Below are 25,883 nucleotides of genomic sequence, written 5' to 3'. Positions count from 1 at the left end.
AAGCGAGGGCCTTAGCAAAAGTGTATTTTGTTTATATGGTGAAGTGTAATGATGGTTCGTATTATACTGGTGTGACAACCCATCTGATGCAACGAGTAAAAGCTCACAATTCAAGTGCCAAAGGAGCCAAATATACGCGTAGCCGTCGACCTGTGCACTTGGTGTATAGTGAACCGATTTTACACAAGTCGGCGGCTTTGTCGCGGGAATATGCGCTCAAACGCTTATCACATGCTGAAAAAGCCGCTATGGCAGAAGCTTGGCTTCAGTATCACAAGTCACTTGGTGAGAAGGCTGAAGATTCTTGAAGAAATGTTTTCGCATCAGCCATTACTGCGTTTGCGGCTTCTTGCCAAAAGTCGCTTTGGGTCAAATCGACGCCCAGGTGCTGTTTTGCTAAATTCTCTACATTCATACGACCTGTATCTCGAAGCAGGGTCACATATTTATTGCCAAAGGAAAGACCTTCGGCTTTCGCTCGCGCATAAATACCTGTGCTAAAGAGGTAACCAAAAGTGTAAGGGAAATTGTAGAACGGTGTTCCCGTAATATAAAAATGTAATTTGGATGCCCAAAAATGTGGATGGTAACTAGATAAAGCGTTATGGAAAGCGTCTTTTTGCGCTTGAGTCATCAATTCGTTCAAATCCTGGACACCAAGCATGCCGCGCTTTCGCTCTTCATAAAAACGTGTTTCAAACAAGAATCGCGCGTGTATGTTCATGAACATAACAACACCGCGATCGACCTTATCTGCTAGAAGAATTAAGCGTTGTTTCGGGTCACTTGCTTCTTGCATAGTTGCATCAGAGACAATCGCTTCTGCAAATGTAGAGGCTGTCTCAGCAACATTCATAGCATAGCGAGTTTGGTAATACGGAAGTCCACGCATAACGTGCTGATGAAAGGCATGACCGAGTTCATGCGCTAGCGTAGAGACGTTTCCCGCCGATCCAGAAAAGGTCATGAAAATGCGCGTCTCTTGACTGATGGGGAAGCTGGTACAAAAACCACCTGGACGCTTGCCGGGTCTATCCTCGGCTTCAATCCACCGTTTTTCAAAACATTGGGAAGCGAATTTCCCCATTTCAGGATTGAAACGGCTGAATTGCTCGACGATTAAATCCCTGGCTTCTTGGTAAGAAAAGCGTTGTTCCATTTGACCAAGCGGTGCATCCACGTCACACCAAGAAGGTGCATCTACGCCAAGAAGCCGTGCTTTTTCTTTTAAATATTCTAGTAGTAGAGGTTTATTTCGCTCAACGGTATCCCACATGGCTTCCAAGGTTTCCTGACTCATTCTATTGATAAGCAGCGGTTCAGAAAGCGGCGAAGACCAACCTCTGGCACGGTAGAGTGCTAGACGATAACCTGCTATATGATTCAAAGTAGGCTGAAACAAATCGGCTTCTTTAGCCCAAGTATCTTCCCAAATTTGAAAAATAGTTTCCCGTTCTTGGCGATTTTGTGAAGACATGCGATTAAACGCCTGACCCATGGATAGTTGTTCCGTTTTTCCGTCTTTATGTAATGTTATAGACATACGTCCAACTAAAATATTGTATAAATCCCCCCAGGAACGGTAACCGTCGATACCAAGTTGCACTGCCAAATCTTCCATTTCGGCTGGTAATTTGTCTTTAGCCCGGCGCGCGCGTTCGTTAATCCAGAACCGGAATTCATCCATCTCAGGAGCTTTGAGAATAGTTTCCAATTGTGTGGCATCCAAACGCAAAAGATGCGCATCCAATTGAATCAGCAGCTTTTGATAAAGGGCATCTAATTCGTAGAGACGTGTTTGCAGCTGTTTGGCTTTATCGTCCTTAACATCTGCTGATACCAAGCAGGAAAGGTAAGACCCGACTTCATGTAAGCGTGCGCCACAATTCTGAAGTTTTTGGATGACGTGCAGCAAAGAATCCGTTTTCATTCCCTCTTCAAGAAATTGCAACTGTTTCCTTGTTTCTTCCATGAAATGTGTAATTTCTGGAGAGTTGCTGTCTCCAGGAAATACGCTTTGCAAATCCCAACGCATCATGGACATATCCGACATTTCATCCCACCTCCAAGAGTCAGTATATCGAAAGACATGGAATTTGGGCTATAAGGAAAAGCGATAAAATATAAACTAGTGTAAAATAAGGGACTGGGCTTTCTATAGAGATCTATTGTATAGAACATTGATGGGGAGGTCATCCAAATGAATCGACAAGAAATCGCTATTTTTGCGGGTGGATGTTTCTGGTGTATGGTAAAGCCGTTTGATACATGGCCAGGGGTACTGCGAGTTGAATCAGGGTACACGGGTGGTGACGTACCCAATCCCACTTATGAACAAGTTTGTAGTGAAATGACAGGACATGTGGAAGCTGTCCGTATCACGTATGACCCGGAAAAAATATCTTATCAAGAATTGCTGAATATTTTTTGGAGACAAATTGATCCTACCGATGCGGGGGGGCAGTTTTACGATCGCGGTTCTTCCTATCAGACGGCGATTTTCTATTTCACAGAAGAGCAACGTCAGGAAGCGATACAGTCCAAAAACGAATTGGCTGCAAGTGGTCGCTTTGACAAACCTATTGTTACGCCTATACTTCCGGCTAAGCCATTTTATTTAGCTGAGGATTACCATCAGAACTATTATCAGAAACAACCTTTGCATTATGAGCGGTACCACCGAGCTTCTGGACGCGCAGATTTTACAGAACGCCATTGGGGGGGTTCAAAGTCAGTTGAATGAAACATCGATATGGAAAAATAAATGGTTTATTCTGGCGAATGTGTGTGTAGGAACATTTATGGCAACTCTTGATGGGAGTATAGCCAATGTAGCTTTGCCTACCATGTCACATGCTTTGCATGTGCACTTGCAGGAGATTCAGTGGGTCGTCACAGCGTATCTGTTGACGATTTGCGCATGGTTGCCCATTGTAGGCAAATTGGCAGATATGTTTGGCCGAGGCAGACTGTACAATTTCGGTTTTCTTGTGTTTGCCATGGGTTCCGCTCTTTGTGCGTTATCTGGCTCCTATGTTTGGCTCATATTGTCACGCATACTTCAGGCCTTTGGAGCTTCGCTTCTCATGGCTAACAGCCAAGCGATTGTCTCCTCTACTTTTCCAGGCAGTGAGCGGGGAAGAGCGCTGGGGGTGACAGGGGCTATGGTTTCTGTTGGTTCATTGACCGGTCCAGCTCTTGGTGGTATTTTAATTGCTGCTTTTGGATGGTCTTCTATTTTTTGGATTAATGTACCCATTGGAGTCCTTGGTTTTCTCGTGGGGACACAGACATTTCGCAGACAAACCAAACGTCAACTGGAAACGAACTATTTTGATTGGGCAGGTTCTATGCTCTTTATGATTGCAATTATTTCACTACTTTACACGGTCTCCAATGCTGACACATGGGGCTGGGGTAGTGAGTTGACACTGCTTGGATTTTTTATATCTATTGTGGCCTGGGTGCTTTTTGTATGGCGGCAATTGCGTGCTAGCCAGCCAGTTGTCGATTTGCGGCTCTATAAAATCAATGCGTTTCGGGCAGGAAGTATTGCTGCGTTACTTTCCTTTGTCTCTTTGTTTTGTACAAATGTGTTAATGCCTTTTTATCTGGAAGGTGTGCTTCATTTGGATACGCGTGTAACAGGCTACACTATGGCAGCGTATCCGTTGACGATGGCTTTGGTCGCGCCATTTTCTGGTTGGCTTTCTGACCGGATCGGCCCACTCTTTTTAACCACAGGAGGACTTTGTGTCAATGCGTTGGGTTTTGCCTTGTTGAATACGCTTGGCTTGTATGAACGAGCCATATCAGTCGCTCTCTTGTTAGCAATGTTCGGCTTGGGTCAAGGGATGTTCCAATCTCCCAATAATTCAAGCGTGATGGGAGCTGTTCCGAGAGAACGTTTAGGAACGGCAGGTGGACTGAACGCACTGGTCCGCAATATTGGTATGATTCTTGGCATCACGCTTTCTGTTTCACTGCTCAGTTGGCGACTACACCAAATGACTGGGAAAATCGTGCCTGTTGGTGCGCAAATTAGCCAGCCGATGGATTTCCTTGCCGCATTGCACACTGTCTTTTGGTCGGCTAGTGCAGTATGCGTGCTAGGAGCGCTCTTTTCCATCACCAGAGCGGGTGCTCGCAACCAAAAACTTTCCTCTGCTGAGGCTCGCTGAATGAAGTGGTGAAGCATGCTGCATACTACCTTCTGATGTCAAGCAGGTTCAAAGGGATAAACAGTGTTTTTCTCTTGGCCCTGACAGCGAGGGAGGAATCGCTATGCAGAGCAGCGGAGGCAAAAGGGCAAGTTGGCGTCCAATTATTTCAAATACACCATCCCTGCACCATCATCATGATGTAAAACCGGAAAAAGCACCTGGTGTCCCTATGCTGACGCTGATTGGTATCGGGGGTATTATTGGCGCAGGTTTTTTTCTTGGCTGCGGCGTACCTATTCGTTTAGCAGGACCATCTGTTTTGATTGCATTTCTTATTGGTGGAATTCTTACCGCTCAAGTGACAGGCGCTCTTACTTCGATTGCTGTCAAGGAACCTGAAGAAGGCTCATTCAAAGTTTATGCCGATCGTTATCTTGGTTCCTACGCTGGCTATTTGCAGGGATGGATTTATTACTTGACGAGTGTATTGACGATTGCCAGTGAAGCTGTAGCTATGGCTGTATTTACCCATATATGGCTACCCCATATTGCAGAATGGCTGACTGCCTCCATATATTCCATTATTATTCTTATCATTAATGCGTTTGGTGTAAGGAATTTCGATCGCGTTGAGTCTTTTATGTCTGTTGTAAAGATTGCGGCTTTGGTCGGTTTTATTCTTTTTGCTGTTCTTTTAATCAGCGGTTTATTAACAGGGATGCCGCATCCAGCAGCTTTCCTTTCTTCATCGGAGACTTTCTTTACACACGGTTTTACGGGACTTATGCAGTCCATGTTGATTGTCGTCTTTGCTTATGCGGGGATAGGTGTCTTTGCTACTGCAGCTGTCAAAACACCGCGTGGTCGGGATGTCGAGTTATCTGCAATTCTTACTATTCTCATCCTGACGGTACTTTACATTGTGGCCGTGGGTTTTGTTATTTGGTTTGAACCGACACAAAGTGTCAATACATCGATTAGTCCATTTGTGTTGACTTTGCAGCGCCACGGTACAATTTGGCTAGCTGACATTTTCAATGCTGCCATTCTAATCGCCTCATTTAGTGTCATGGCAGGCGCCGTTTTTTCTTCCATGCAGATTTTGTACAGTCTTGGCGAGACAAATGAAGCGCCGCGTTTTGTTAAGATTCAAAATCAACGCGGAGTTCAATATGGGGCTCTACTCGCTACAGCGATTGGAATTGCGCTTTCGCTGATTCTTGCTTATGCTCTGCCGTCTAATGTGTATCAGTTTTTAATCAGTGCGTCCAGTTTCATGACTTTTTTCTATTGGTTTGTTATGTTGCTCACTTTTATCAGTTGGCGCTCTCGTTTACGCTCTGCCAGCCAATCCTTTCAAGTTTCCAAGCTAGCCTTCGGTGCGCCTGTCTCGTCCTATGTATGTCTCGCTCTCATTGTGGCATTGACGATTTACGCTTTGTTTCAGCCATCACAGCGGATCGCATTTTATGCGTTTGCTGCTATTTATCTATTGCTTACCATCGCTTATTGGTTTGTTCGCAAAAAGATTCAAAAGAGTGCAGGAAGCTAGGTCATAGATGGCGTAATCCCTACAGAACATTCGCGATAGTAAAACAGTTTGCGGATGAACTTAGGAGGGACAATGATGAGTCAAGTTTCCATGGATCAACAATCCATTGAAGAATTACAACAGTCAATGCAAAAGGGAGAATTCAGCGCTGTTGAGTTAACCCTTGAATATATGCGGAAAATCGCTGAGAACAATCAACAAGGGGCGTCATTGGCTGCAGTCATTGAAATCAATCCGGACGCTTTATTTCTTGCCGAGGCGATGGACAGGGAGCGTCACAGGACGGGGCCACGCGGGCCATTACACGGCATCCCTGTACTTATTAAAGACAATATCAATACGGCTGATGCCATGCATACCAGTGCGGGAAGTATGGCATTAGCAAAATCGTATGCAGGATATGATGCATTTTTGGTTCGCAAATTGCGTGCTGCAGGAGCAATTCTGCTCGGCAAAACCAATTTGACAGAATGGGCTAATTTTATGGCAGATCATATGCCGAATGGTTATAGTTCGCGAGGGGGCCAGACGCTCAATCCTTATGGACCCGGACGCCTCGATGTGGGTGGGTCGAGTGCCGGATCGGGATCAGCCATTGCTGCGGATTTTGCTACAGCGGCAATTGGTACAGAAACTTCCGGTTCTATTTTAAGTCCTTCCAGCCAAAACAGTTTGGTAGGTATCAAACCCACTGTGGGGTTGGTCAGTCGGCGAGGCATTATTCCGATTGCATACAGTCAAGATACTGCGGGACCAATGACACGCACTGTACGAGACGCTGCGCTATTGCTGAATGTTATCGCAGGTGTCGATCCCGATGATGCTGCTACGTTGACCTCTCAAGGTCAAATATTGGATGATTACACGGCAGGTCTTACACCTGAGGGCTTGAATAGAGCAAGGATTGGTGTTGTCAAGCAGTTTTTCAGTCAATTGAACGATTCTCAAAATCAACTTATGCAGGCGGCGTTTGACGTATTGCGTAAACAAGGCGCCATTGTCATAGAAGATTTGGAGTTGATAGATCCGGAAGAGGGAGATGCGGGCTACGAAGTACTGATTTATGAATTTAAGTCAGCGTTGAACGCCTATTTGAAAGAGTTGCCCCATCATGTGTCTATCCGTTCTCTTCAAGATGTCATTCGATTTAATGAAAAAGATCCAGAGCGTCTTTTAAAATTTGGTCAACAGATGTTATTGCGTGCCGAAGCTACAAGCGGTACGCTCACAGATGCGGAGTATTTAAACGCGCGTAGACGCGATTTACATTGGTCAAGACAACAAAATCTCGATCGCCTGATGGCAGAACATTCTCTGGATGCTCTAGTCTCGCCTGGATATTTTGCATCGTCGATTGCCGCTAAAGCGGGGTATCCTTCTGTCACAGTTCCGGCTGGCTATGATGATGAAGGGATGCCTTGGGGTTTGACCTTTACAGGTTGTGCGTTTTCTGAGGCGCGCCTATTGCAGCTTGCCTATGCTTATGAACAAGCAACGCTGCATCGACAAGCACCAAAGCTTTCGTATCGCTCAGAGAATTGAAAAACTTTGATTTGGAAAGGAAGGTGCGTTCATGCCCATCAAATTGCCTGAAGGCTTACCAGCTAAACGTGTTCTGGAACAAGAGCATGTATTTGTGATGGACGAGCAACGGGCCTTCCATCAAGATATCAGACCGTTAAAAATTTTGATTCTCAATCTTATGCCTATCAAAGAGACTGCTGAGACGCAACTTCTGCGTTTGCTCGGCAATACACCTTTGCAGGTGGAAATCACTCTGCTTAGAATGGAGACGCATCAAGCAAAGAATACGTCAACTGAACACTTGCAAGCGTTCTATACGACTTTTCGCGATATTGAGAGACAAAATTTCGATGGCATGATAGTCACGGGAGCGCCAATAGAACATTTGCCGTTTGAAGAAGTTGCCTATTGGCCGGAATTGACTCGCATTTTGGATTGGTCCCGTCAGCACGTTACATCCACCATTCATATCTGCTGGGGTGCGCAAGCAGGGTTATATCATCATTATGGTATTGCCAAGCGTCCGCTTGCAGAAAAAATGTTTGGTGTATTTACTCATGAAATTTGTCTGGACATTCCTCTTGTCAGAGGATTTGACGAAGGATTTTTAGCGCCCCATTCACGCCATTCTACTGTGGATGAAAAAGATGTTTTAGCTTGTCCAGAATTACAGTTGATTTCAAAATCTAAAGAAGCAGGCGTTTACATTGTGGCTACGGAAGATGGACAACAAATTTTTGTCACCGGCCACTCGGAATATGATCGGGAGACACTAGCGGAAGAATATCATCGTGATATTGAGCGTCAATTGCAAGTGCCATTGCCTAAAAATTATTTTCCGAATGACGATCCTTCACAAACGCCTCTGCACAACTGGCGTTCACACGCATATTTACTTTTCTCTAACTGGCTCAATTATTACGTTTATCAGCAAACCCCTTACGATTTATCCAGTTTGCACTAAAAGTGAGCATAAGGTGAGAAGGGGGATACCGTTTTGAAAGTTTGGCTTGCCAGGCAGGAAGATATTGGTCAAGAGCTGATAGAGCGATGCATTCATCGCTTTCTTCCTCTGGCTGAAATACAGCTCTGTACTCTCCGACATTCTATAGAGGAACGGTTCATAGAAGGGGATTGGTTGCTATCCCTTTCTTCTCAAATGGAAAATCAGTTGATTCATATACAAGGAAGTTTATTCGGCGCAGAAAATAAGATTCAAAAAGAAATTCGATGTTCATTGCCTGCTCATTTGCAAACGAAAGATAAAGAAAAGAAGATAAAGAGAGCGTATCTATTGTTGGTCTATCGGCTGCTCGAAGAAGGATTGCAACATTCATTGCCGTGGGGCATTTTAGAAGGCATTCGACCTATCAAAATAGTCCATCAATTGTTGCAGCAAGAGTGGGATACACAACGGATTGTCAATCAATTACAAGATGATTATGGCGTTTCATCATCTCGAGCTCAACTCGCTGTAGAAGTTGCTCAGCGGGAATTAGCAGTTGTTCCAGATTTATATCGTTTATCAGGTGAAGTCAGTCTTTATATTGGGATTCCATTTTGTCCAACACATTGCGCTTACTGTACATTTCCAGCTTACTCAATGGCTGACAAAGCGTATTACGTAAACGATTTTCTTGCTGCTATGCAAAAAGAATTGAAGGCTATTGCCAATTTGCTGAAAGAATACCGCATTCCTGTTACAACAGTCTATCTTGGCGGGGGTACACCGACAAGTCTTCGCGCTTTGGAATTAGAAAAATTGCTGGATTCGATTCGCCGATGGATTCCTGGCTATGGTCAATGGAGGGAATTCACAGTCGAAGCGGGTCGTCCTGATACAATAACGCCGGATAGACTGCGAGTTTTGCGTCAATATGGTGTCAACCGTATTAGCATCAATCCTCAGACATATAGGGAGCAGACACTTCGCTTGATTCAACGGGGTCATACACCACACATGGTTGACCATCGTTTTTACGCGGCAAGAGAAGCAGGTTTTGACAATATTAATATGGATCTCATACTGGGTCTGCCGAGTGAAACATTGGCCGATGTTCAATATACGCTCGAACGAACACTCGCTCTCCAGCCTGAAGCCATAACGGTGCATGCGCTCGCTTTTAAAAGAAGTGCAGCAGTACGTGAAGAAAAAGAAAAATACTCCATTCCAACAGATTCTGTGGTTCAAGAGATGATGAATGAAGCCATGCACAGTTTGCGTCAAGCCGCTTATCATCCGTACTATCTTTATCGACAACGAGATATCCTTGGACATATTGAAAATGTAGGAATGGCACGTGCAGGTAAAGAGAGTCCTTATAATGTGTTGATTATGGAGGAGAAACAAACCATTCTTGGCATTGGTGGAGGAGCTGTAAGCAAATGGGTTCGGCCATCGGATGGCAAAGTAACAGGACGGTTTGCTAATCCACGCGATCCCCATACTTATGTGCAGACCATAGATGAAGTCATTGCCCGCAAGATGACTCAGTTTCGAAAAATATGGGACAAGAACACGCATCATTCAGCGGCCGCTTTTGCTAGTTCCATTAACAATGACATGTAATGCTGCATTTTTTCATTTTTTGCTGGATCGTTTTCTGTAAGGTGTAAAAAGCCTATCATCATCACAACGTGATCGACCAAACTAAGCAGAAAGAACTTTTCTTCTAGCTTCCAGCCTGCTTCTTTCATATTCGTAACATAGTTAGACCACAGAGAGCAGGCTGCATGAAGGTTGGCAGCTTCCGAAAGTAACATGGCCATATCCCGATATGGCGTGCTGACATACGCATATGCCCAGTCAATCAACAACCATCCCCGCCTGCTATGTACCCAGTTTGCACGGTGAAGATCTCCATGTGTCCAAGTTGTCCGCCCCTGATAAGTTTCATTAATGTACGACCAGAGACGAGGTTGATTCAACCATTCTATTTCTATAGGGGATTGACCAGTTTGGTACGCTTCTTCAAGTGCAGTCAAACCACGGGTTCTCCATGGTTCAAGTTTGTAAGGTTGAAGAATGGATGTCCAGCCTGCCTGAAGCCAATGTTCAGTGTATGAACTGCATTCAAGGTGCATACGCAGCACTAATGGAAGAGCATCTGTTATCCACTCATCGTTTGTGTTATGATATAGATTCAAGTCTGTTGTATGTTTGTTTGATGATTTTTCTGGAACGCTTTCATCTAAAAGCAAAATAGCACGGTGCTTTCCTTCTTCATAGATACCCAGTAATTGGGGGGTGAATTCTGAAATGAAAGGATAAATATATTTACAAACCATCCATTCGTTCTCAGTCTCCGGAGGGCACTTTACAAATGCCTCTAAAATTTCTCGATCTGACTTTAAAGTAAGATGATAGACGTTTGCTGTCGTTGCCATTGAGATGGGTGTGGCTTGCAGCAATATCCTGTTCTCTGCTTCCAATTGCTTCGTGAACCACAGCAACTGTTTTTTCATCCTATCCCTCTTTTCCGCAGGCCACATTGCTTAAAAATGATAAAGAATCAGGTGATACAGTGACACATGTTCTGCTTATCATCCTTGTTGTGCTGGCAGTGCTCATTTTTATCTGTCTGGCTATCCTATCCTTTTTAGCACTTTCTGTCTATTTTACTCTTCAGCCGATTCTTAGCGTACTTGGCCGGTTGGCCATGGTTTTAGGAATGGCAGAATGGTCAAAAAAATGGCTTGACAGATGGGAGCGCCGTCAACATCAACGTCGTCCATGACTTTCATTTCTATTTTGGATTCAGGAGGGGAAACCGGTGGAGACTGAGTCAGCCACTACGTCCGCTACAGATCAGTTAATTCAAGAAGAAGCAAGCAAGTTGAAGGAAACATTAGCGTGGATCGATCAGTCTTTGAAAAGATTAGAAAACATTCCGCGAGAATTTCCCAATGATGAACGTGAGCCACAAACTGCTGATGAAGTCGCTGCGCAGGCGGTTGATCGTTTGCGTGATGAGAGAATCGATGCATTGCGCAGAAGCACTCAGGAACCTTACTTCGGTAGGTTGGATTTTCAAACCGATGGTCAAGTCGAGCCGGAAATATGGTATATCGGCAAGCGTGGTCTCCAGGATGATACAGACGGAACGATAAGAGTCCTGGATTGGCGTGCTCCAGCCGCCAGTATTTTTTATGCTCATGCTGGGCAAGACAGAGCCACCTATCAAGCTCCTGATGGTGAAATCAGTGGAACAGTTTGGAGAAAACGGAATCTTGCCATTCGTCGCGGTCAATTGGAAAGAGTAGTGGATTCGTTTGTTCGTGGAGAACAAAATGGACAAGTAACAGATGAGTTTTTACTCTACCGTTTACAAGAAGGAAAAGATAATCGTTTGCGAGACATTGTCGCCACGATTCAGGCAGAACAGGACACCATTATTCGCGCTGAGAAAAATCGCGCCATCTTTATTCAAGGTGTAGCCGGATCGGGCAAAACCACAGTCGCCTTGCACCGTCTGGCGTACTTGCTCTATCAGCATAGTGAGCAGTTGAAGGCAGAAAAAATGGCCATTTTTGCACCTCATCCAATGTTTATGGAATATATTTCAGAAGTTTTGCCGGAGCTTGGTGTAGGTGGTGTTTTGCAAACAACTTTCAGTGAATTCGCTTTACGTGAATTGGATTATCGATTTAAATTGATACCTGAGGGTCAGCGTGTTCAAAGATGGTTTGAAACAGGGATGGATAGTGCAAGTCGCGAGTTCGCCACCATTTACGCCAAAGGACGGTTGGCCTGGCTGAAACGCTTGCAACAAGCTGTCTCTGAAGCAGAACAAATGTCTGTCCCTGACGTCACTTTTACACCTTGGCCTGGAGTACAGCTTGAGGCTCATTGGATCCGCAAATGGTTTACAGAGGATTACCGACACTATGCGTTAGCCGTTCGAGTGATGCGTGTACAGGCGCGTGTCAAACGTTGGATGGATATGGAGTATAAACGAGTTCAAGCAGAAGATCGGCAGAAAAAATTGAAAAAGGCAGCAAACACAGCGTACCAGAGTTACTTGAAATTATGGCCTGCGTTGGACGAGTGGACAATGTATCAAAATCTGATGCCAGAGGCTTGGCAGCAGTCTCTGTCGCAGGTAAAACGAAAACGCGGTGAGCGCATTTATATTTGGCCGGAAGACTTAGCCAGTTTACTCTATCTGCGCCTTGTGCTCTATGGTGTTCAACCGGATGCAAAATTACAGCATGTGGTCATTGATGAAGCTCAGGATTTTTCACCTGTACAATTAGCAATCCTGCGTTTTTATTGCCAAACAGATTCGTTTACCATTTTGGGCGATCTCGCTCAAAGTATTTATTCCTATAGCGGGGTTCAAAATTGGGAAGAACTGTCTGGCTTGTTTTCTGAAGAGAGTGTTCAAAATTTCCAATTACAAGTCAGTTATCGATCGACACAAGAAATTGTCGAGTTTGCTAAATCTGCAATTGCTGCCTATCCACATTTGCCGCTTCCTGTCCCCGTATATCGATCAGGAGAGGCTGTGAATTTGTTGCATTACACTGATCAAACAGCTCAGCAAAAAGAGTTGCTAAAGTGCATAGATAGTTGGCAAAGTGAAGGGAGAATGCACTCCATTGCTGTGCTTTGTCCTAATGAAGAACTGGCTCAACACTATGCAGATTTGTTGCAGTCGACTGGATACAAGGCCACTCAGGTTACATGGGATCAGCGGGAATTTAGCGGAGGACTGTCGGTTATGCCGGCCTATCTTGCAAAGGGCTTGGAATTTGATGCTGTTCTTTTGACTGATGTGAGTCAACACTTTTATCCAGGCAATGAATCGTATGCTAAACTTCTCTATGTGGCCAGTACGAGAGCATTGCATCGACTCGCTGTATTGTATTCAGAACGCGAACCTTCACCTCTTTTGTCCCAGGCTCTCCATAGCCTTGACTGAGAAAAATCAGCTTCTGTGTAAATTGTCCAATCCGCATCTGCCCCTTCCGCTTCTCTCCTGAGCACATAGTCTACATTGTAGTCCCAATATGTGCTTAGGGGAGGTTAAATCAATGCATCCGTTGTATCATCACGCCATTCGCCTGCGTGGCCAATCGGTGTATGTGCATCACTTGAATGGAACGGTTTATCATGGAGTATTGCACTCTGTCACCACGAAAGGCATCTATCTTTTGCCCCATCGCCCCGGTGGACGGCTTGCTTCCGCTCAGTCCAATGAGTTGCAGGGCCAGAATGCACTTCATGAACCGCAAGATATGCAGTTAGAGGAAATTTTCTTTCCTGCCATGTTTTTTGGGTTTGGAGCCTTGGCGGGACTTGCAGCAGCTTCTGGTCCCTGGGGATGGGGTTGGTAAAAAATTTTTCTCATTTTATCCTCGGTGCTTTAAAGCCCGAGGATATTTTCATTTCATCCTACTTATAGATGATGGATTAGAGAAATAGCAGGCGGGAATTAACTCAATCGTCATATTATTTTGATAGACGTTTACGCATATATATGATAGATATAGGAGTAAGAAGTAAGTTAGATACTTCCTTTTAGTGATTCGGCTATTCTCACTGGCCGAAAAAAGAGTGGAGAAAGGAGCCCTGTTATGTCTAATCATCTCGATACACTTTTACAGGAACAAAGATTGTTTGAACCATCCCAGTCATTTCGTCAACAGGCCAATTTTTCTGATCCATCCATCTATGATCGAGCCAGTGAAAACCCGGAAGAATACTGGGCTGAACAGGCAACTTATTTAGATTGGTTTGAACCTTATGAAAGCGTTTGCGAATGGGATCCTCCGCATGCCAAATGGTTTGTAAACGGTAAGTTAAATGCAGCATACAACTGTGTTGACAGGCATGTAAGGAAAGGAAAGAAAAATAAAGTAGCCATCTTTTGGGAAGGTGAACCTGGAGACAGCCGCGCAATAACTTATGGAATGTTGCAGAAGGAAGTAGATGTGGCTGCGCGGATGTTGCAATCTCTTGGTGTGAAAAAGGGCGATCGCGTCACTATTTATTTGCCGATGATACCAGAGCTTCCTATATCACTGTTAGCATGCGCTAAAATCGGCGCTGTCCATTCTGTCGTATTTGGCGGATTTTCAGCTAAGGCGCTTCGAGAACGCATTCTGGATGCGGATTCAAAGGTACTCATTACAGCTGATGCAGGATATCGCCGCGGTAAACCGATTCCTCTCAAAGCAAATGCGGATGAAGCTGTTGTGGATACGCCGATTGAAAAAGTGTTAGTTGTTGAGCGTTTTGGTAAAGACGCTGGCATTGAAATGAAAGAGAATCGTGATATTTATTGGGCAGAGTTGGCTGCTAAAGTTTCTCGTGAACCGTTAGCTGCTGAACCGATGGATGCTGAGGATATTCTCTACCTGCTTTATACTTCTGGAACAACTGGAAAACCGAAAGGGATTGTTCATACCACTGGCGGTTACTTGGTTGGTGCGAATACCTCTTTGCGCAGTGTATTTGATTTGAAAGATGACGACGTGTTTTTCTGTACGGCAGACATCGGTTGGGTTACAGGCCACACTTATATTGTTTATGGGCCACTGTCTGCCGGGGCCACTGTGGTGATGTATGAAGGTTCTCCAGATTATCCAGGAAGAGATCGCTTTTGGGATATTTGTGAAAAATACGGAGCTACGATTCTTTATACTGCCCCCACCTCGATTCGCATGTTTATGAAATGGGGTCCGGAATACGTCAAGCAACACGATCTTTCCAGTTTGCGTTTGCTTGGCTCCGTTGGTGAACCCATCAATCCTGAAGCTTGGATGTGGTACCACGAGCATATTGGTCAAGGTCGATGTCCAATTGTGGATACTTGGTGGCAAACGGAGACCGGATGTGCCATGATTGCTCCTTTACCAGGTTTGGTTGCGACAAAACCGGGTTCGGCCACCAAACCGTTACCAGGTATTTTTGCCGATGTGGTAGATGAAGAAGGGCAACCGGTGGAACCAGGAAATGGCGGTTATTTGGTTATCCGCAAACCGTGGCCATCCATGTTAAGGACAGTTTGGGGTGATGATGAGCGATTCCGAAACACGTATTTCGGTAAGTTTGAGGGTGTTTATTTACCAGGAGATGGAGCGCACAAAGATAAAGATGGTTATATATGGATTTTAGGCAGGATTGACGATGTCATCAATGTATCCGGTCATCGCATTGGTACAGCAGAGGTAGAAAGCGCAATGGTTTCCCATCCTTCTGTAGCAGAAGCGGCTGTGATTGGTCGATCGCATGAAATCAAGGGGCAGGCTATCACTGCTTTCGTAACATTGCGTGAGGGAGTGGAATCAAGCGAAGACTTGGTGGCTGAGTTGAAACAGCACGTGGTTGAGAAAATTGGCGCTATGGCCAGACCGGAAGAAATTATTTTCACAGCAGAACTTCCTAAAACGCGCAGTGCTAAAATTATGCGCCGATTGTTAAGGGATATTGCAGAGGGTCGAGTCTTGGGTGACACGACAACATTGGCCGATCCGTCTGTGGTTGATGAATTGAAATCTCGATATAAAGAGTCAGACTAAATTTTATCAGGATTTGTCTGAACGTTTCTTCTTTACAGAAAGGGGGGATGACTTGGCGCTGCGGTTTCTCTAGAGCGGTTTTCCTGTTGATCTCGGTAGTCGTCTGTTTCCAATGGGGGATTTCTAGAAAAAGAGAGGCGGATGAAACATGTCAGAACAGATTAAAATTGCTGATCCAGGGCCGCTTGGTCTTGCCGGGTTCGGAATTACAACTTGCATTCTTTCTTTAATTAATGCGGGCATTGTTAGTTCAAGTGCAATTGGAGTCGTTCTTGGATTGGCGCTTGCTTATGGTGGTGGTGCTCAATTATTGGCAGGAATGTGGGAATTTCGTAAAGGCAACACGTTTGGTGCTACTGCCTTCTCTTCATATGGTGCTTTCTGGATTTCTTTTTACTTTATTGTTAAATCTGGGACAACAGCAGGCTTGGGTGTTTACCTGCTCTTTTTTGGCATCTTGACACTCTTCCTATGGTTTGGGACTTTCTATCTTAGCCGGGCTTTGTTCTTTGTGTTTCTTTGTCTATGGATTGCCTTCTTTTTACTGGCGCTGAATGGATTCCATCTCATGTCTTCAACAGCGGGTGGATATGTTGGATTGCTTTGTGGCATTCTTGCTCTTTATACATCTTTTGCTACTGTTATTAATGCAACTGCCGGTCGAACGGTACTACCGTTAGGTAAACCCTTGGCCAAGTCTCAGCAAGACTCTGCAACCCTCGTTACAACTGCGCATTAAGCTGCGTTTCGAATTCATAAAAATGGGATGATATCTGGTTACTGTTAGTTCTTACTACCTGATGCGACTGTTCTGTGAGGAGAATATGCATCAGGTAGTAGGCTATTTTTAATCGGATTTTTCAGGAATAAAATGTGGGTTAAGTAGTGATGTTCAGAAAATATTATCGTTTTTCTCGTTTTTGGTTGACTTTTTTTGTCCATCCATGTTATCGTTATGGTTGCTTGCCGGAGTGGCGGAATGGCAGACGCTAGCGACTTAAAATCGCTTGTCCGTAAGGGCGTGCGGGTTCGAGTCCCGCCTTCGGCACCATTGAGTATTTTTGTTTTATGATTTTCAGAAGTGGATTTTGTCCCTCACAGAAAACCTCTTTCGACATAGTATGTCTAACGGGATTTCCCCAATAGATGAAATGTCAAGGAGGTTTTTGACGTGAGTGGAAGTTCAAAACTTGTATCTATTTTGAAATCACGTCGTTTGTATACATTGGTTGTAGGTATATTGGCTGGCCTAAAGTTGATTCTTGACGCTTTTGGTATCCATATCATCACATCGACTGAAGTGAACCAAATTGCCAATGGTTTTGCCGCATTGTTTAGCATTTTGTCTTTGCTGCTGGCTCACCAGTACCAGGGTGCCAATATCCAATCGAGTGCAAAGAGTGCAATCCAATCTATATCTGCGAATGAAGTTACTACACAGACTGACGCAACTCATTCGGAACAGAATCAGTTTGGTTCGGTTGCAATCAATGAAGCGGAGTATCCTCCACAAGCGGCTTCAGATGGATTGGCGCGTCCAATAGAAAACGATCCTAAAGAATAGATTCCATCTCCCATCTTTTCGCATGGAGCCGGCTTTGGTCGGCTCCATTGGTTTGTGCTATTTCTCGAAAAATTTATGCATATGGGGTTTACTTTTAGAGAAAATGAGTTATGATGATAATGAACTATGCAAACAATCCTTTAGAGTTCCCGTACGACCGATAGCCGATTCTGGGTGTCCGTTGTCCCGGAAATCGGTTTTTTTACATCAAGGCCACAGCGAAATTATTCGTTGCTGCTTGTGTAAGTCTCAGGATACTCCTTTGCGGTGTTTGCTGGTCTTATGAATGTGCACGTTTTAGTGCTCTAGGAGGTTTTTTTCATGCACGAAGGTACCGTAAAGTGGTTCAATGCTGAAAAAGGTTATGGTTTTATTGCAGTGGAAGGTGGCAATGACGTATTCGTTCATTACAGCGCCATCCAAGGCAACGGTTTTAAGAGCTTGGAAGAGGGTCAGCATGTTTCCTTTGAAATCGTTGAAGGCCCCAAAGGTCCTCAAGCAGCAAACGTTGTGAAATTTTAATTCCTTTTTCGGACTGTGGCCGGCGAGCATTTGTTCGTCGGTTTTTATTTTGCTAATAGAAGATGACAAAAAGTCATCCATTTTCTTTATGAGTTGACATAGGAGCGTGTTTTGCGTTATAGTAGTTCCCGTTGACTCAAAGCATGCGGCTGTAGCTCAGAGGGAGAGCACCACCTTGACACGGTGGGGGTCACAGGTTCGATTCCTGTCAGCCGCACCATTGAAAGAGTTAAAGCAATAAAGCGCACAGCAAAGACCGCCTCCTGTGAACACAGGAAAGGCGGTCTTTGTCACATTATACGGCGACATCGGTCATTGACAGAACACAATTACCGAAGAATCAGCTTTTCCATCTTAGGGCCCCTATTGAACAAAAAGGCTATTCTCTTATCAAATGGGCCGTAAAACCGCTTGCTTTAGCTATGGGGATATAAGGCGCTCGCCGTGAGGCGAATCTTTTTTAAACAATAGATAGCGCTGTTGTATCTAATGTTTTGTGCTATACTATTTGTGGTGATTCGTCATGAGTCGAGATGTAGATTCAAACCAAAATGTCACGTTCGACTGCAAATACCATGTTGTCTTTTGTCCAAAATATCGCCGTAAAGTGCTTGTTGAACCCATTGACGCAAGGTTAAAGGCGTTGCTTTTGGAAAAGGCAACCGACATTTCGGCGGAAATCATTGAAATGGAAATCATGCCTGATCATGTTCATCTTCTCATTAAGTGTGATCCGCAATATGGCATTCACAAAGTCGTAAAACAACTCAAGGGATACACTTCCAAAGTTCTTCGTGATGAATTCAAATCACTAAAAAGTCGACTGCCTTCCCTATGGACGAATGCCTACTTTGTCGCTACGGTGGGCACTGTTCAACTGGACGTGATCAAGAAGTATATCGAAGAGCAGAAATCGAGGTGAGGTCGATCATGCGAAAAGCATACAAGTACAGACTTTACCCCGCGAAGGAGCAAGAAGAGAAAATTCAGTTGACCTTAGAACGCTGTCGCCTCCTCTACAATCGCCTGCTTGACGAACGGCGGTTCGCCTATGAAACAGACAAGACCACGCTAAATTACTATGATCAGGCAAATACGCTGAATGAGCGCAAAAAGTACATTCCAGCATTGAAGCAGGTTCACTCGCAGGTATTACAGGACGTGGTAAAACGGCTTGACAAAGCCTTTCAAGCCTTCTTTCGTCGTGTGAAGTGGAACCCAATACCTTGCCTGAGTCCAAAGAAACAGTTGGGATCGATTTTGGTGTGAAGCATCTTGCCATTACGTCCGATGGGAAATTTTACGAACACCCGAAATTTCTGCGGGAATCCGAACGGAAATTGCACAGGAAGCAACGAGTCGTATCACGCAAGAATAAGGGGTCTGCTCGTCGCCGCAAAGCCATCAGAGAACTGGCGAGATTGCATGAGTATATCGCAAATCAACGTAGAGACTACGCGCACAAAGTATCTCGAAAATTGGTCAATTCATATGGGCTGATTGCCTTCGAGAATCTAAACGTTCAAGGCATGGTGAAAAATCACCATCTTGCCAAGAGCATTGTTGATGCGGCTTGGAATCAACTTGTGCGGTACACCACGTACAAAGCGGAAGAAGCTGGTCGTCGTGTCGTGCTAGTCGATCCCAAAAACACAAGTCAACCCTGCTCGAATTGCGGGGAAATCGTCTCTAAAAAGCTGTCGGAACGCATGCACCATTGCGAACACTGCGGATACGTTCAAGACAGAGACATAAATGCCGCACAAAACATTTTGAAACGTGCCTTAGCTGGATAACGTTTTTTTGGCTCGGACTGAGCCTTCAGAACGTAACGTAGGCGGTTGCGTCATGCGTGTTCTGAGAAGCTCCTGCCTTTAGGCATGGGGAGTGGTCACGATAATGATGAAATGATGATTTTAGGCATTTTTACATTCAGTCCTCGCTTTAGTATAGAGAGTGGGTAGTTGCCTAGAGGCTTGTGTCAACAGGACAAAGTCATCGAATTTTAGAATGGTCTGTGATACAGTAAAGTTAATGAAGAATAAAAAGATGTTCCTATGGCATGTTATTTCAAAGAAGTGTCTCAGAACATCGATTCTATATGTAGATATATAAATATACAGATGTAAAGAAGGTTAACTATGAGTAGCATGCAAAAAGTGACGGATGTAATTTTAATCGGTGCTGGAATTATGAGCGCAACGCTAGGAACACTGTTCAAGGAATTGGCCCCGGATTGGGATATTAAAGTTTTCGAAAAACTCGGAGGGCCCTCGGAAGAAAGTTCTAATGAATGGAATAATGCTGGAACAGGGCATTCAGCGCTATGTGAATTAAACTACACTACTGAAAATCCTGATGGAACAGTGGATATTAGCAAAGCGATTAAAATTAATGAGCAGTTTCAATTGTCCAGACAATTTTGGTCGTTTCTTGTGAATCGTAATTTGATTCAAAATCCACAGAACTTTATTATGCCCATTCCACACATGAGTCTAGTACAAGGCGAAAAAAATGTAAATTTTTTGAAAAAGCGATATGAAGCTTTATCGAATAGCCATATGTTTCAAGGTATGGAATACTCAGATGACCCTGAAAAACTTAAGGAATGGATACCGCTGATTATGGAAGGTCGCACCTCGGACGAGCCTATTGCGGCCACTAAAATTGATTCAGGTACGGATATTAACTTTGGTGCCTTAACAAGGATGTTGTTTGAGCATTTGAAAAAAGAGCAAGTTGAAATTAAATACAACCATAGCGTTAAAAAAATCAAAAGAACCAGCAATAATCTATGGGAACTAAAAGTTTATGATCATGTTCAAGGGAAAACAGAAAGTCATTTGGCAAAGTTTGTATTTCTTGGTGCTGGCGGAGGAAGTCTTCCCCTATTACAAAAAACCGGGATTCCCGAGGCGAAGCACATCGGCGGTTTTCCTGTCAGCGGGCTTTTTATGGTCTGTCATAATCCGGAAGTTATTGAGCAGCATCACGCTAAAGTCTATGGAAAAGCCAAAGTTGGAGCACCTCCTATGTCGGTTCCGCATTTGGATACCCGTTATATTGATAACAAAAAATCGTTACTTTTTGGACCGTTTGCCGGTTTCTCACCCAAGTTCTTAAAGGCTGGTTCAAATCTCGATTTGATTCGGACGGTCAAACCTCATAACGTTCTCACGATGTTAGCGGCGGGCGTTAAAGAGTTTGCGTTGACGAAATATTTAATTCAGCAAGTCATGCTGTCTAATGAGAAACGTATGGAAGAACTAAGGGAATTTATACCGAATGCTAGGAGTGAGGATTGGGATATCGTCGTGGCGGGACAACGTGTACAGGTTATTAAAGATACGAAAACCGGTGGTAGAGGGACACTCCAGTTTGGTACAGAAGTAGTCAGCTCAGCTGATGGTTCGATTGCCGCTTTGCTCGGAGCTTCACCTGGCGCTTCTACAGTGGTCCATATCATGCTGGAAGTACTCGAAAAATGTTTTCCGCAACGTATGCCAGAATGGCAACCTAAAATTAAAGAAATGATTCCGTCTTATGGTCTATCTTTGGCAGAAAATCCAGAGTTGTTCCGTGAGATATTTGAAGATACAACGAAATCTCTAGGTTTGGATAAAGAACATACTGTTTCTGCCGAGGATTTGCAATCTCCGAGCTATGAGGATGGTTTTGTAACAGCTGAAGGATATATTACAGAGTAATCGAACGTGTAGATTCAGGTTTTGGATATACATTTACTTCCTGTTGATCACCTAAAGGGGGGATAAATTTGGTTTTTCAGCAGATAACAGTTGCGGGATGTGGTGTGTTAGGAAGTCAGATTGCGTTTCAAACTGCTTTTAAGGGATTCGATGTGACTGTTTATGATCTCAACGAAGAAGCATTGTCGAAAGCAAAAGAACGAATTCTAAAACTAATGAACATGTATCAAAAGGACTTGCGGGCATCTCAACAAGATGTAGAAAATGCTTTTCATCGAATTTATTTCAGTTCCGATTTAGAAGAGGCTGTTGCACAGGCAGATTTACTCATTGAAGCTGTACCAGAAGTGATCCAAATCAAAACGGAATTTTATAAACAGTTGGCCAAGGTGGCTCCTCCTAAAACCATCTTTGCTACTAATTCTTCCACATTTTTGCCGAGTCAGTTTGCGGAATTCACAGGAAGACCAGAAAAATTTCTGGCTCTGCATTTTGCCAATTCGATTTGGATTCATAACACGGCAGAAGTTATGCAGCATCCGGGAACAGATAAAGAAGTTTTCAAAGATGTGATCGCTTTTGCGGAAAAAATCGGTATGGTTCCGTTGCCTTTATACAAAGAACAGCCTGGTTATATTTTAAATTCCTTGCTTGTTCCTTTTTTGGAAGCAGCACAGTTTTTATTGGTGAATGAGATTGCAGATGTGGCAACGATTGATAAAACTTGGATGATTGCTACAGGAGCTCCTGCTGGTCCTTTTGCTATTTTGGATACGATAGGTGTAAATACAGCTTATAATATTGCCAAAGAGAAAGCTAAGGCTGGGCATCCAGAGTATGAAAAATTAGCTAATATGTTAAAAACTCAATATATGGACAAAGGTAAACTGGGTCGGCAAAGCAACGAGGGATTCTACACATATCCTAACCCTCGTTTTCGACAGCCTGACTTTTTGAAAGGATAAATTGTATTGCACGATCCGATATAGAATACAGTAAAATGGATTTCGCAAGCATTTCAGTACCGCTTACAGTTCGTACGTAAGCGGTAATTTTTATTCGTTGACGTCGATTATATAATTGTTCTATAATAAGAACAAAATACTTTATATAGAAAGGCTGTTTGGAGGGGTAAGGGTGAAAATACAATCAAAATTGAGTATGGCCGGTATAACGGCTTTATCTGGTCTTGCCATGTTGGGTGCTGGAAGCTTTGCGTTATTTACAGCAGATGCTCATTCTTCTCAGCAGAACTTCGGAGCAGGTGTTGTTGATATCACGTTACATGGGGAATCAAATGTTTTTTCGAATGTTAAAGAGATCCCTTATTTTAATATGGTTCCTGGCGATCGCGCTGCTGGATATGTAATTTTGCATAATACAGGAAGTGTAGCGGAGATTCTTGATTTGCAAAATAATGTTCATGGACCTATATTTTGGGATGATGGATTGAACAATGGGAAGGTTGTCACATTAAACGGATTTGTAAAAGGTTCTAGTCAAGAGTTGAATCAACAAGCACTTTTAGCAGATTCACCATTTGGCCGTACAGTCTATCAAACATATAAAAATAATTGGCAACCAAGGTTGTTAATAGGTGGCCCTAAGTTAATTCCAGGATTCGGGTATGAATCTGTAGATTACCATGGTTCGAGCCCATTGAACGAATATCAAACTGACAATCATCCTGCTTATTATGTGCTTCAATACGCTATTTACAATAGCCTGCCCAAAGTCGTGGAGGCTCCTCATGAATACCCACAAGCGATAGGCTATCGTGTCAGTGGCTCCATTGTAAATACAAATTTATCTGTACCGTACACTTATCAACAAGCAGGTTATAACCTAAATGGTGGGGATTTTTCAGATTCGACGGGAACTTTGAACGTTGAATCGTCTGATGCATCGTTTGATAATGAACTTATTCAACCCACTAAATTTAGCGGATCGACCGATTTGAAAGGAATTGTGTTACAACCTGGTCAATATCTTTTGGTTACGTATCGAGGAGGATTGCCCAAAGAAGCAGGAAATGACTACCAAGATGCTTGGGGTAGTGTATCACTTTCGGTGCTGGCTGAACAATATGAAAATAATCATCAGAACATCCAAGTAACTGGCTCAAATGGAAATGGCGGTAATCCAATACAGTCCGGTCAAGGCTCTACAACCTCTCCGACTCCAAATCAATATTTTTCTAGTTTAAACGCAAATCCATTTAGTTCAAGTACTATATATGCGGGTCAAAATGTGAATTACACTTTGCAATTGTGGGATTCTAGTCATTCACCTCTTGAGGTTCCGGTGTCCGATATTTCGTTGTCGGTAACGAAGGGTACGGCAAAAGATGTTGTTTTCAGTCCAATTGATTCTCTCGGTAATGGATTTTATTCTTTTTCAGTCAGTGACAGTCAAGCAGAAGTACTTCAAGTTGAAGCAACTGTTATGGCAAATGGCGTAAGTGTTCATGCAGAATCTAAGCCTATTCAGTTGGCTGTGGATCATAGCATTTTGAGTTCACTCTCCTTTGATCAATCTTCGGAGCAGGCAGGTCAGTCGGATACTTATACGCTATCATTAAAAAATGCTGTCAATCAGCCGCTTCAGGGATTAACTTCAGACATATCTTTATCCACTATCAAGGGAACAGCACAAGATATTGAATTTGGGCCTATTGTTGAAAAAAGCCCAGGCTTATACCAATTTTCAGTCAAAGATACGAAGTCTGAACTCATTCAAGTGAAGGCGACTATCAATGCTCTGGATACTGAACAATCGGTGACAGCTTCAGAAGAACAAATTACTCCCGGACCTGCCGCTCAATTGATCTTTTACCATGATTATTTAGATTTCGCAACAGAAAATAGTAGAATCCCAGTCACTATCTCACTGGAAGACAAATATGGAAATATTGTTCCACAAAACGATGTACTTACCTTTCACTATCAAGGTCCATTTAATATTATAGGTGTAGATGGCTATGCGCAATTAACGAATGGTGTTTTTCATGGTACGGCCATAAATCAGTTTAATCCAACTTACAGTAACTATATGTACCAATATAGTCAATTACCCACAGGCTATTTCTTTGCAATCTTAGGAGATTCTAATTCTGTTTCTGACAATAGTAATGGACTAAATGCAACTTTCTCAGGAGAATTGTCTCCCCAATCACCTTCTTCTGGAGAAGGGGGTGGCTGCGGTTGCCTCTTCTAAAGCCAATAACATTCATATCTATCTTGGTGTTGATGGCCACAATTATGACGGGATGCGATGTAAAATCGCATCCCCATTTGACTCCATTACCCCAATCCACTTCTTCGCAATTGATTAATGATTCATCCATCGGCCCTTTTGCCATCCATATCCATACTCAAGATGGTAAGAATGGTCAGTTGGCTTCGGTAGGCCTCGTCTCGCTTCCGACTCGAAGTACATCTGGTCTTTCTGTATATCAGGTATTTTATTGGAGTCAAGGTCAGCAGGTTGAGGCTTACTTGACTCTTCCTTCCAAACCTGGAGATTACCCTTTGCTTGTTTTACTTCATGGGGGATGGGAAGTTCCCAAACCCGGAATGTATCATTCCCCATTTTCATGGCCAGCGTCCAATCAATATTCCAATCAAATTATTACTATTGCACCTGAATATCGAGGATACGTACAAAGTGAGGGAACTGTTCATGGTCTTCTTGGCGATCTCGATGATACTGAAGCTGCCATACAGTGGGCCTCACATATCCCAGGATATTCAATTCGGGGCCTCTATTTATTTGGTGAATCTCTAGGCGGCGGTGTTGCCTTGCAATATGCTGCGCAGCATCATGTTGATGGGGTAGTCGCTCTTAGTCCTTATGTGGGCCCTGATGCCATGGACAATTGGTCTAAAAACTTAGATTGGCGTCCTGACCCTGCTGCAGAGTATGCTACAGCATATGGGCCAGAGTATTTACATGGAAAACTGTCTTTACGATATGAGAAACGTTCTCCTTACGATCAAGCTCTTGAGATTCAAGCTCCTGTATTATTTTTACAGGGACAAGAAGACCATCATGTGATATGGCAATCTGTAGCTGCTATGGCATTAAGGATGAAAAAGGCAGGAAAAGATGTAAAACTTTTATTGTACAAATACGGCCACCATGGGTTACAGAAAAAATATCGATCCGTTACGCATCAGGCTATAGAAAAATGGTTTGAACAGCATGGACTTCCTGGCCCTTGGCCCACGTCAAGTAACATTCATTAATTTCTGCCTCAGAATACAGAATGGAAAGTATTCGCTTGTTTTCTTTTCTTTATTTTTCAACTCATTGGATTTGGAGGG

At 43.6% G+C, this 25,883-nt stretch carries 23 protein-coding genes and 2 tRNA genes; 23 read left to right on the top strand and 2 right to left on the bottom strand.

Annotated elements, in window-relative coordinates; translation table 11 throughout:
* The first annotated feature begins 35 nt into the window (after positions 1 to 35).
* The gene (locus ACOJUR_RS12985) at positions 36 to 308 is read left to right on the top strand and encodes a GIY-YIG nuclease family protein (RefSeq protein WP_072874346.1); all 273 of its coding nucleotides are present in this window, start codon (positions 36 to 38) and stop codon (positions 306 to 308) included.
* Here the strand turns inward: ACOJUR_RS12985 and ACOJUR_RS12980 are convergent.
* Positions 272 to 2,053 carry a M3 family oligoendopeptidase gene (locus tag ACOJUR_RS12980; protein WP_420950238.1) on the bottom strand — a complete coding sequence of 594 codons (1,782 nt, stop codon included), beginning with the start codon at positions 2,051 to 2,053 and terminating at the stop codon, positions 272 to 274. The genes ACOJUR_RS12985 and ACOJUR_RS12980 overlap by 37 nt on opposite strands.
* Before the next feature lie 147 nt (positions 2,054 to 2,200).
* Here ACOJUR_RS12980 and msrA point away from each other — a divergent pair, with 147 nt between their 5' ends.
* The 6 genes from msrA to hemZ all read left to right on the top strand — a co-directional run bounded on the left by msrA (position 2,201) and on the right by hemZ (position 9,808).
* Positions 2,201 to 2,743 (top strand): peptide-methionine (S)-S-oxide reductase MsrA, encoded by a 543-nt coding sequence (gene msrA, locus ACOJUR_RS12975; protein WP_072874302.1) that lies wholly within the window; start codon positions 2,201 to 2,203, stop codon positions 2,741 to 2,743.
* Positions 2,667 to 4,181, top strand: coding sequence for an MFS transporter (locus tag ACOJUR_RS12970; protein ID WP_420950237.1), 1,515 nt, complete (start codon positions 2,667 to 2,669; stop codon positions 4,179 to 4,181). The genes msrA and ACOJUR_RS12970 overlap by 77 nt, the downstream gene beginning before the upstream one ends.
* Positions 4,182 to 4,284: 103 nt before the next feature.
* A complete protein-coding gene (locus ACOJUR_RS12965; RefSeq protein ID WP_203115259.1) occupies positions 4,285 to 5,715 on the top strand; it encodes an amino acid permease in 1,431 nt (476 codons plus the stop codon).
* Between the two features lie 75 nt (positions 5,716 to 5,790).
* Positions 5,791 to 7,257 (top strand): amidase, encoded by a 1,467-nt coding sequence (locus tag ACOJUR_RS12960; RefSeq protein ID WP_203115260.1) that lies wholly within the window; start codon positions 5,791 to 5,793, stop codon positions 7,255 to 7,257.
* A gap of 31 nt (positions 7,258 to 7,288) precedes the next feature.
* Complete coding sequence (gene metA / locus ACOJUR_RS12955) at positions 7,289 to 8,203, top strand: homoserine O-acetyltransferase MetA (RefSeq protein ID WP_072874299.1); 915 nt, start codon at positions 7,289 to 7,291, stop codon at positions 8,201 to 8,203.
* Between the two features lie 33 nt (positions 8,204 to 8,236).
* Positions 8,237 to 9,808, top strand: a complete 1,572-nt coding sequence (gene hemZ, locus ACOJUR_RS12950) for a coproporphyrinogen dehydrogenase HemZ (RefSeq protein WP_420950236.1) — start codon at positions 8,237 to 8,239, stop codon at positions 9,806 to 9,808.
* Here hemZ and ACOJUR_RS12945 read toward each other — a convergent pair.
* Positions 9,763 to 10,704, bottom strand: a complete 942-nt coding sequence (locus ACOJUR_RS12945; RefSeq protein ID WP_306952613.1) for a phosphotransferase family protein — start codon at positions 10,702 to 10,704, stop codon at positions 9,763 to 9,765. The genes hemZ and ACOJUR_RS12945 overlap by 46 nt on opposite strands.
* 26 nt (positions 10,705 to 10,730) lie before the next feature.
* Here ACOJUR_RS12945 and ACOJUR_RS12940 point away from each other — a divergent pair, with 26 nt between their 5' ends.
* The 16 genes from ACOJUR_RS12940 (at position 10,731) to ACOJUR_RS12865 (ending at position 25,805) form a co-directional block, all read left to right on the top strand.
* Positions 10,731 to 10,976, top strand: coding sequence for a hypothetical protein (locus tag ACOJUR_RS12940; protein ID WP_083574248.1), 246 nt, complete (start codon positions 10,731 to 10,733; stop codon positions 10,974 to 10,976).
* A gap of 36 nt (positions 10,977 to 11,012) precedes the next feature.
* A complete protein-coding gene (locus ACOJUR_RS12935) occupies positions 11,013 to 13,163 on the top strand; it encodes a HelD family protein (protein WP_420950235.1) in 2,151 nt (716 codons plus the stop codon).
* A 112-nt stretch (positions 13,164 to 13,275) separates the two neighbouring features.
* On the top strand, positions 13,276 to 13,578 hold the full coding sequence (locus ACOJUR_RS12930; protein ID WP_072874294.1) for a hypothetical protein: 303 nt from the start codon (positions 13,276 to 13,278) through the stop codon (positions 13,576 to 13,578).
* Between the two features lie 240 nt (positions 13,579 to 13,818).
* Positions 13,819 to 15,765, top strand: a complete 1,947-nt coding sequence (acs, locus tag ACOJUR_RS12925; protein WP_203115265.1) for an acetate--CoA ligase — start codon at positions 13,819 to 13,821, stop codon at positions 15,763 to 15,765.
* A 148-nt stretch (positions 15,766 to 15,913) separates the two neighbouring features.
* On the top strand, positions 15,914 to 16,504 hold the full coding sequence (locus tag ACOJUR_RS12920) for an acetate uptake transporter (RefSeq protein WP_072874292.1): 591 nt from the start codon (positions 15,914 to 15,916) through the stop codon (positions 16,502 to 16,504).
* A 226-nt stretch (positions 16,505 to 16,730) separates the two neighbouring features.
* Positions 16,731 to 16,816: transfer RNA gene (locus ACOJUR_RS12915), tRNA-Leu, on the top strand.
* Positions 16,817 to 16,936: 120 nt separating this feature from the next.
* Positions 16,937 to 17,329 (top strand): hypothetical protein, encoded by a 393-nt coding sequence (locus ACOJUR_RS12910; RefSeq protein WP_072874291.1) that lies wholly within the window; start codon positions 16,937 to 16,939, stop codon positions 17,327 to 17,329.
* A gap of 321 nt (positions 17,330 to 17,650) precedes the next feature.
* The gene (locus ACOJUR_RS12905) at positions 17,651 to 17,851 is read left to right on the top strand and encodes a cold-shock protein (protein ID WP_072874290.1); all 201 of its coding nucleotides are present in this window, start codon (positions 17,651 to 17,653) and stop codon (positions 17,849 to 17,851) included.
* Between the two features lie 145 nt (positions 17,852 to 17,996).
* Positions 17,997 to 18,071 (top strand) — tRNA-Val (locus ACOJUR_RS12900).
* Between the two features lie 303 nt (positions 18,072 to 18,374).
* Entirely contained in the window at positions 18,375 to 18,773 is a 399-nt protein-coding gene (tnpA, locus tag ACOJUR_RS12895; RefSeq protein ID WP_420950234.1) for an IS200/IS605 family transposase, read from the top strand.
* 8 nt (positions 18,774 to 18,781) lie between these two features.
* On the top strand, positions 18,782 to 19,120 hold the full coding sequence (locus ACOJUR_RS12890; RefSeq protein ID WP_203115268.1) for a helix-turn-helix domain-containing protein: 339 nt from the start codon (positions 18,782 to 18,784) through the stop codon (positions 19,118 to 19,120).
* A complete protein-coding gene (locus ACOJUR_RS12885) occupies positions 19,078 to 19,647 on the top strand; it encodes an RNA-guided endonuclease InsQ/TnpB family protein (protein WP_420950233.1) in 570 nt (189 codons plus the stop codon). The genes ACOJUR_RS12890 and ACOJUR_RS12885 overlap by 43 nt, the downstream gene beginning before the upstream one ends.
* 345 nt (positions 19,648 to 19,992) lie before the next feature.
* Positions 19,993 to 21,558, top strand: a complete 1,566-nt coding sequence (locus ACOJUR_RS12880; protein WP_420950232.1) for a malate:quinone oxidoreductase — start codon at positions 19,993 to 19,995, stop codon at positions 21,556 to 21,558.
* A gap of 68 nt (positions 21,559 to 21,626) precedes the next feature.
* Positions 21,627 to 22,523, top strand: a complete 897-nt coding sequence (locus ACOJUR_RS12875) for a 3-hydroxyacyl-CoA dehydrogenase (RefSeq protein ID WP_420950231.1) — start codon at positions 21,627 to 21,629, stop codon at positions 22,521 to 22,523.
* 172 nt (positions 22,524 to 22,695) lie between these two features.
* Positions 22,696 to 24,774 (top strand): TasA family protein, encoded by a 2,079-nt coding sequence (locus tag ACOJUR_RS12870; protein ID WP_420950230.1) that lies wholly within the window; start codon positions 22,696 to 22,698, stop codon positions 24,772 to 24,774.
* Entirely contained in the window at positions 24,762 to 25,805 is a 1,044-nt protein-coding gene (locus ACOJUR_RS12865; protein WP_420950229.1) for an alpha/beta hydrolase family protein, read from the top strand. The genes ACOJUR_RS12870 and ACOJUR_RS12865 overlap by 13 nt, the downstream gene beginning before the upstream one ends.
* Positions 25,806 to 25,883 lie beyond the last annotated feature (78 nt).

The sequence above is a fragment of the Alicyclobacillus tolerans genome (assembly GCF_048984885.1).
GTDB classification, from domain to species: Bacteria; Bacillota; Bacilli; order Alicyclobacillales; family Alicyclobacillaceae; genus Alicyclobacillus_I; species Alicyclobacillus_I tolerans.
The sequence above is the reverse complement of the archived record's forward strand: the minus strand, read 5'-3'. Positions and strand labels throughout refer to the sequence as shown.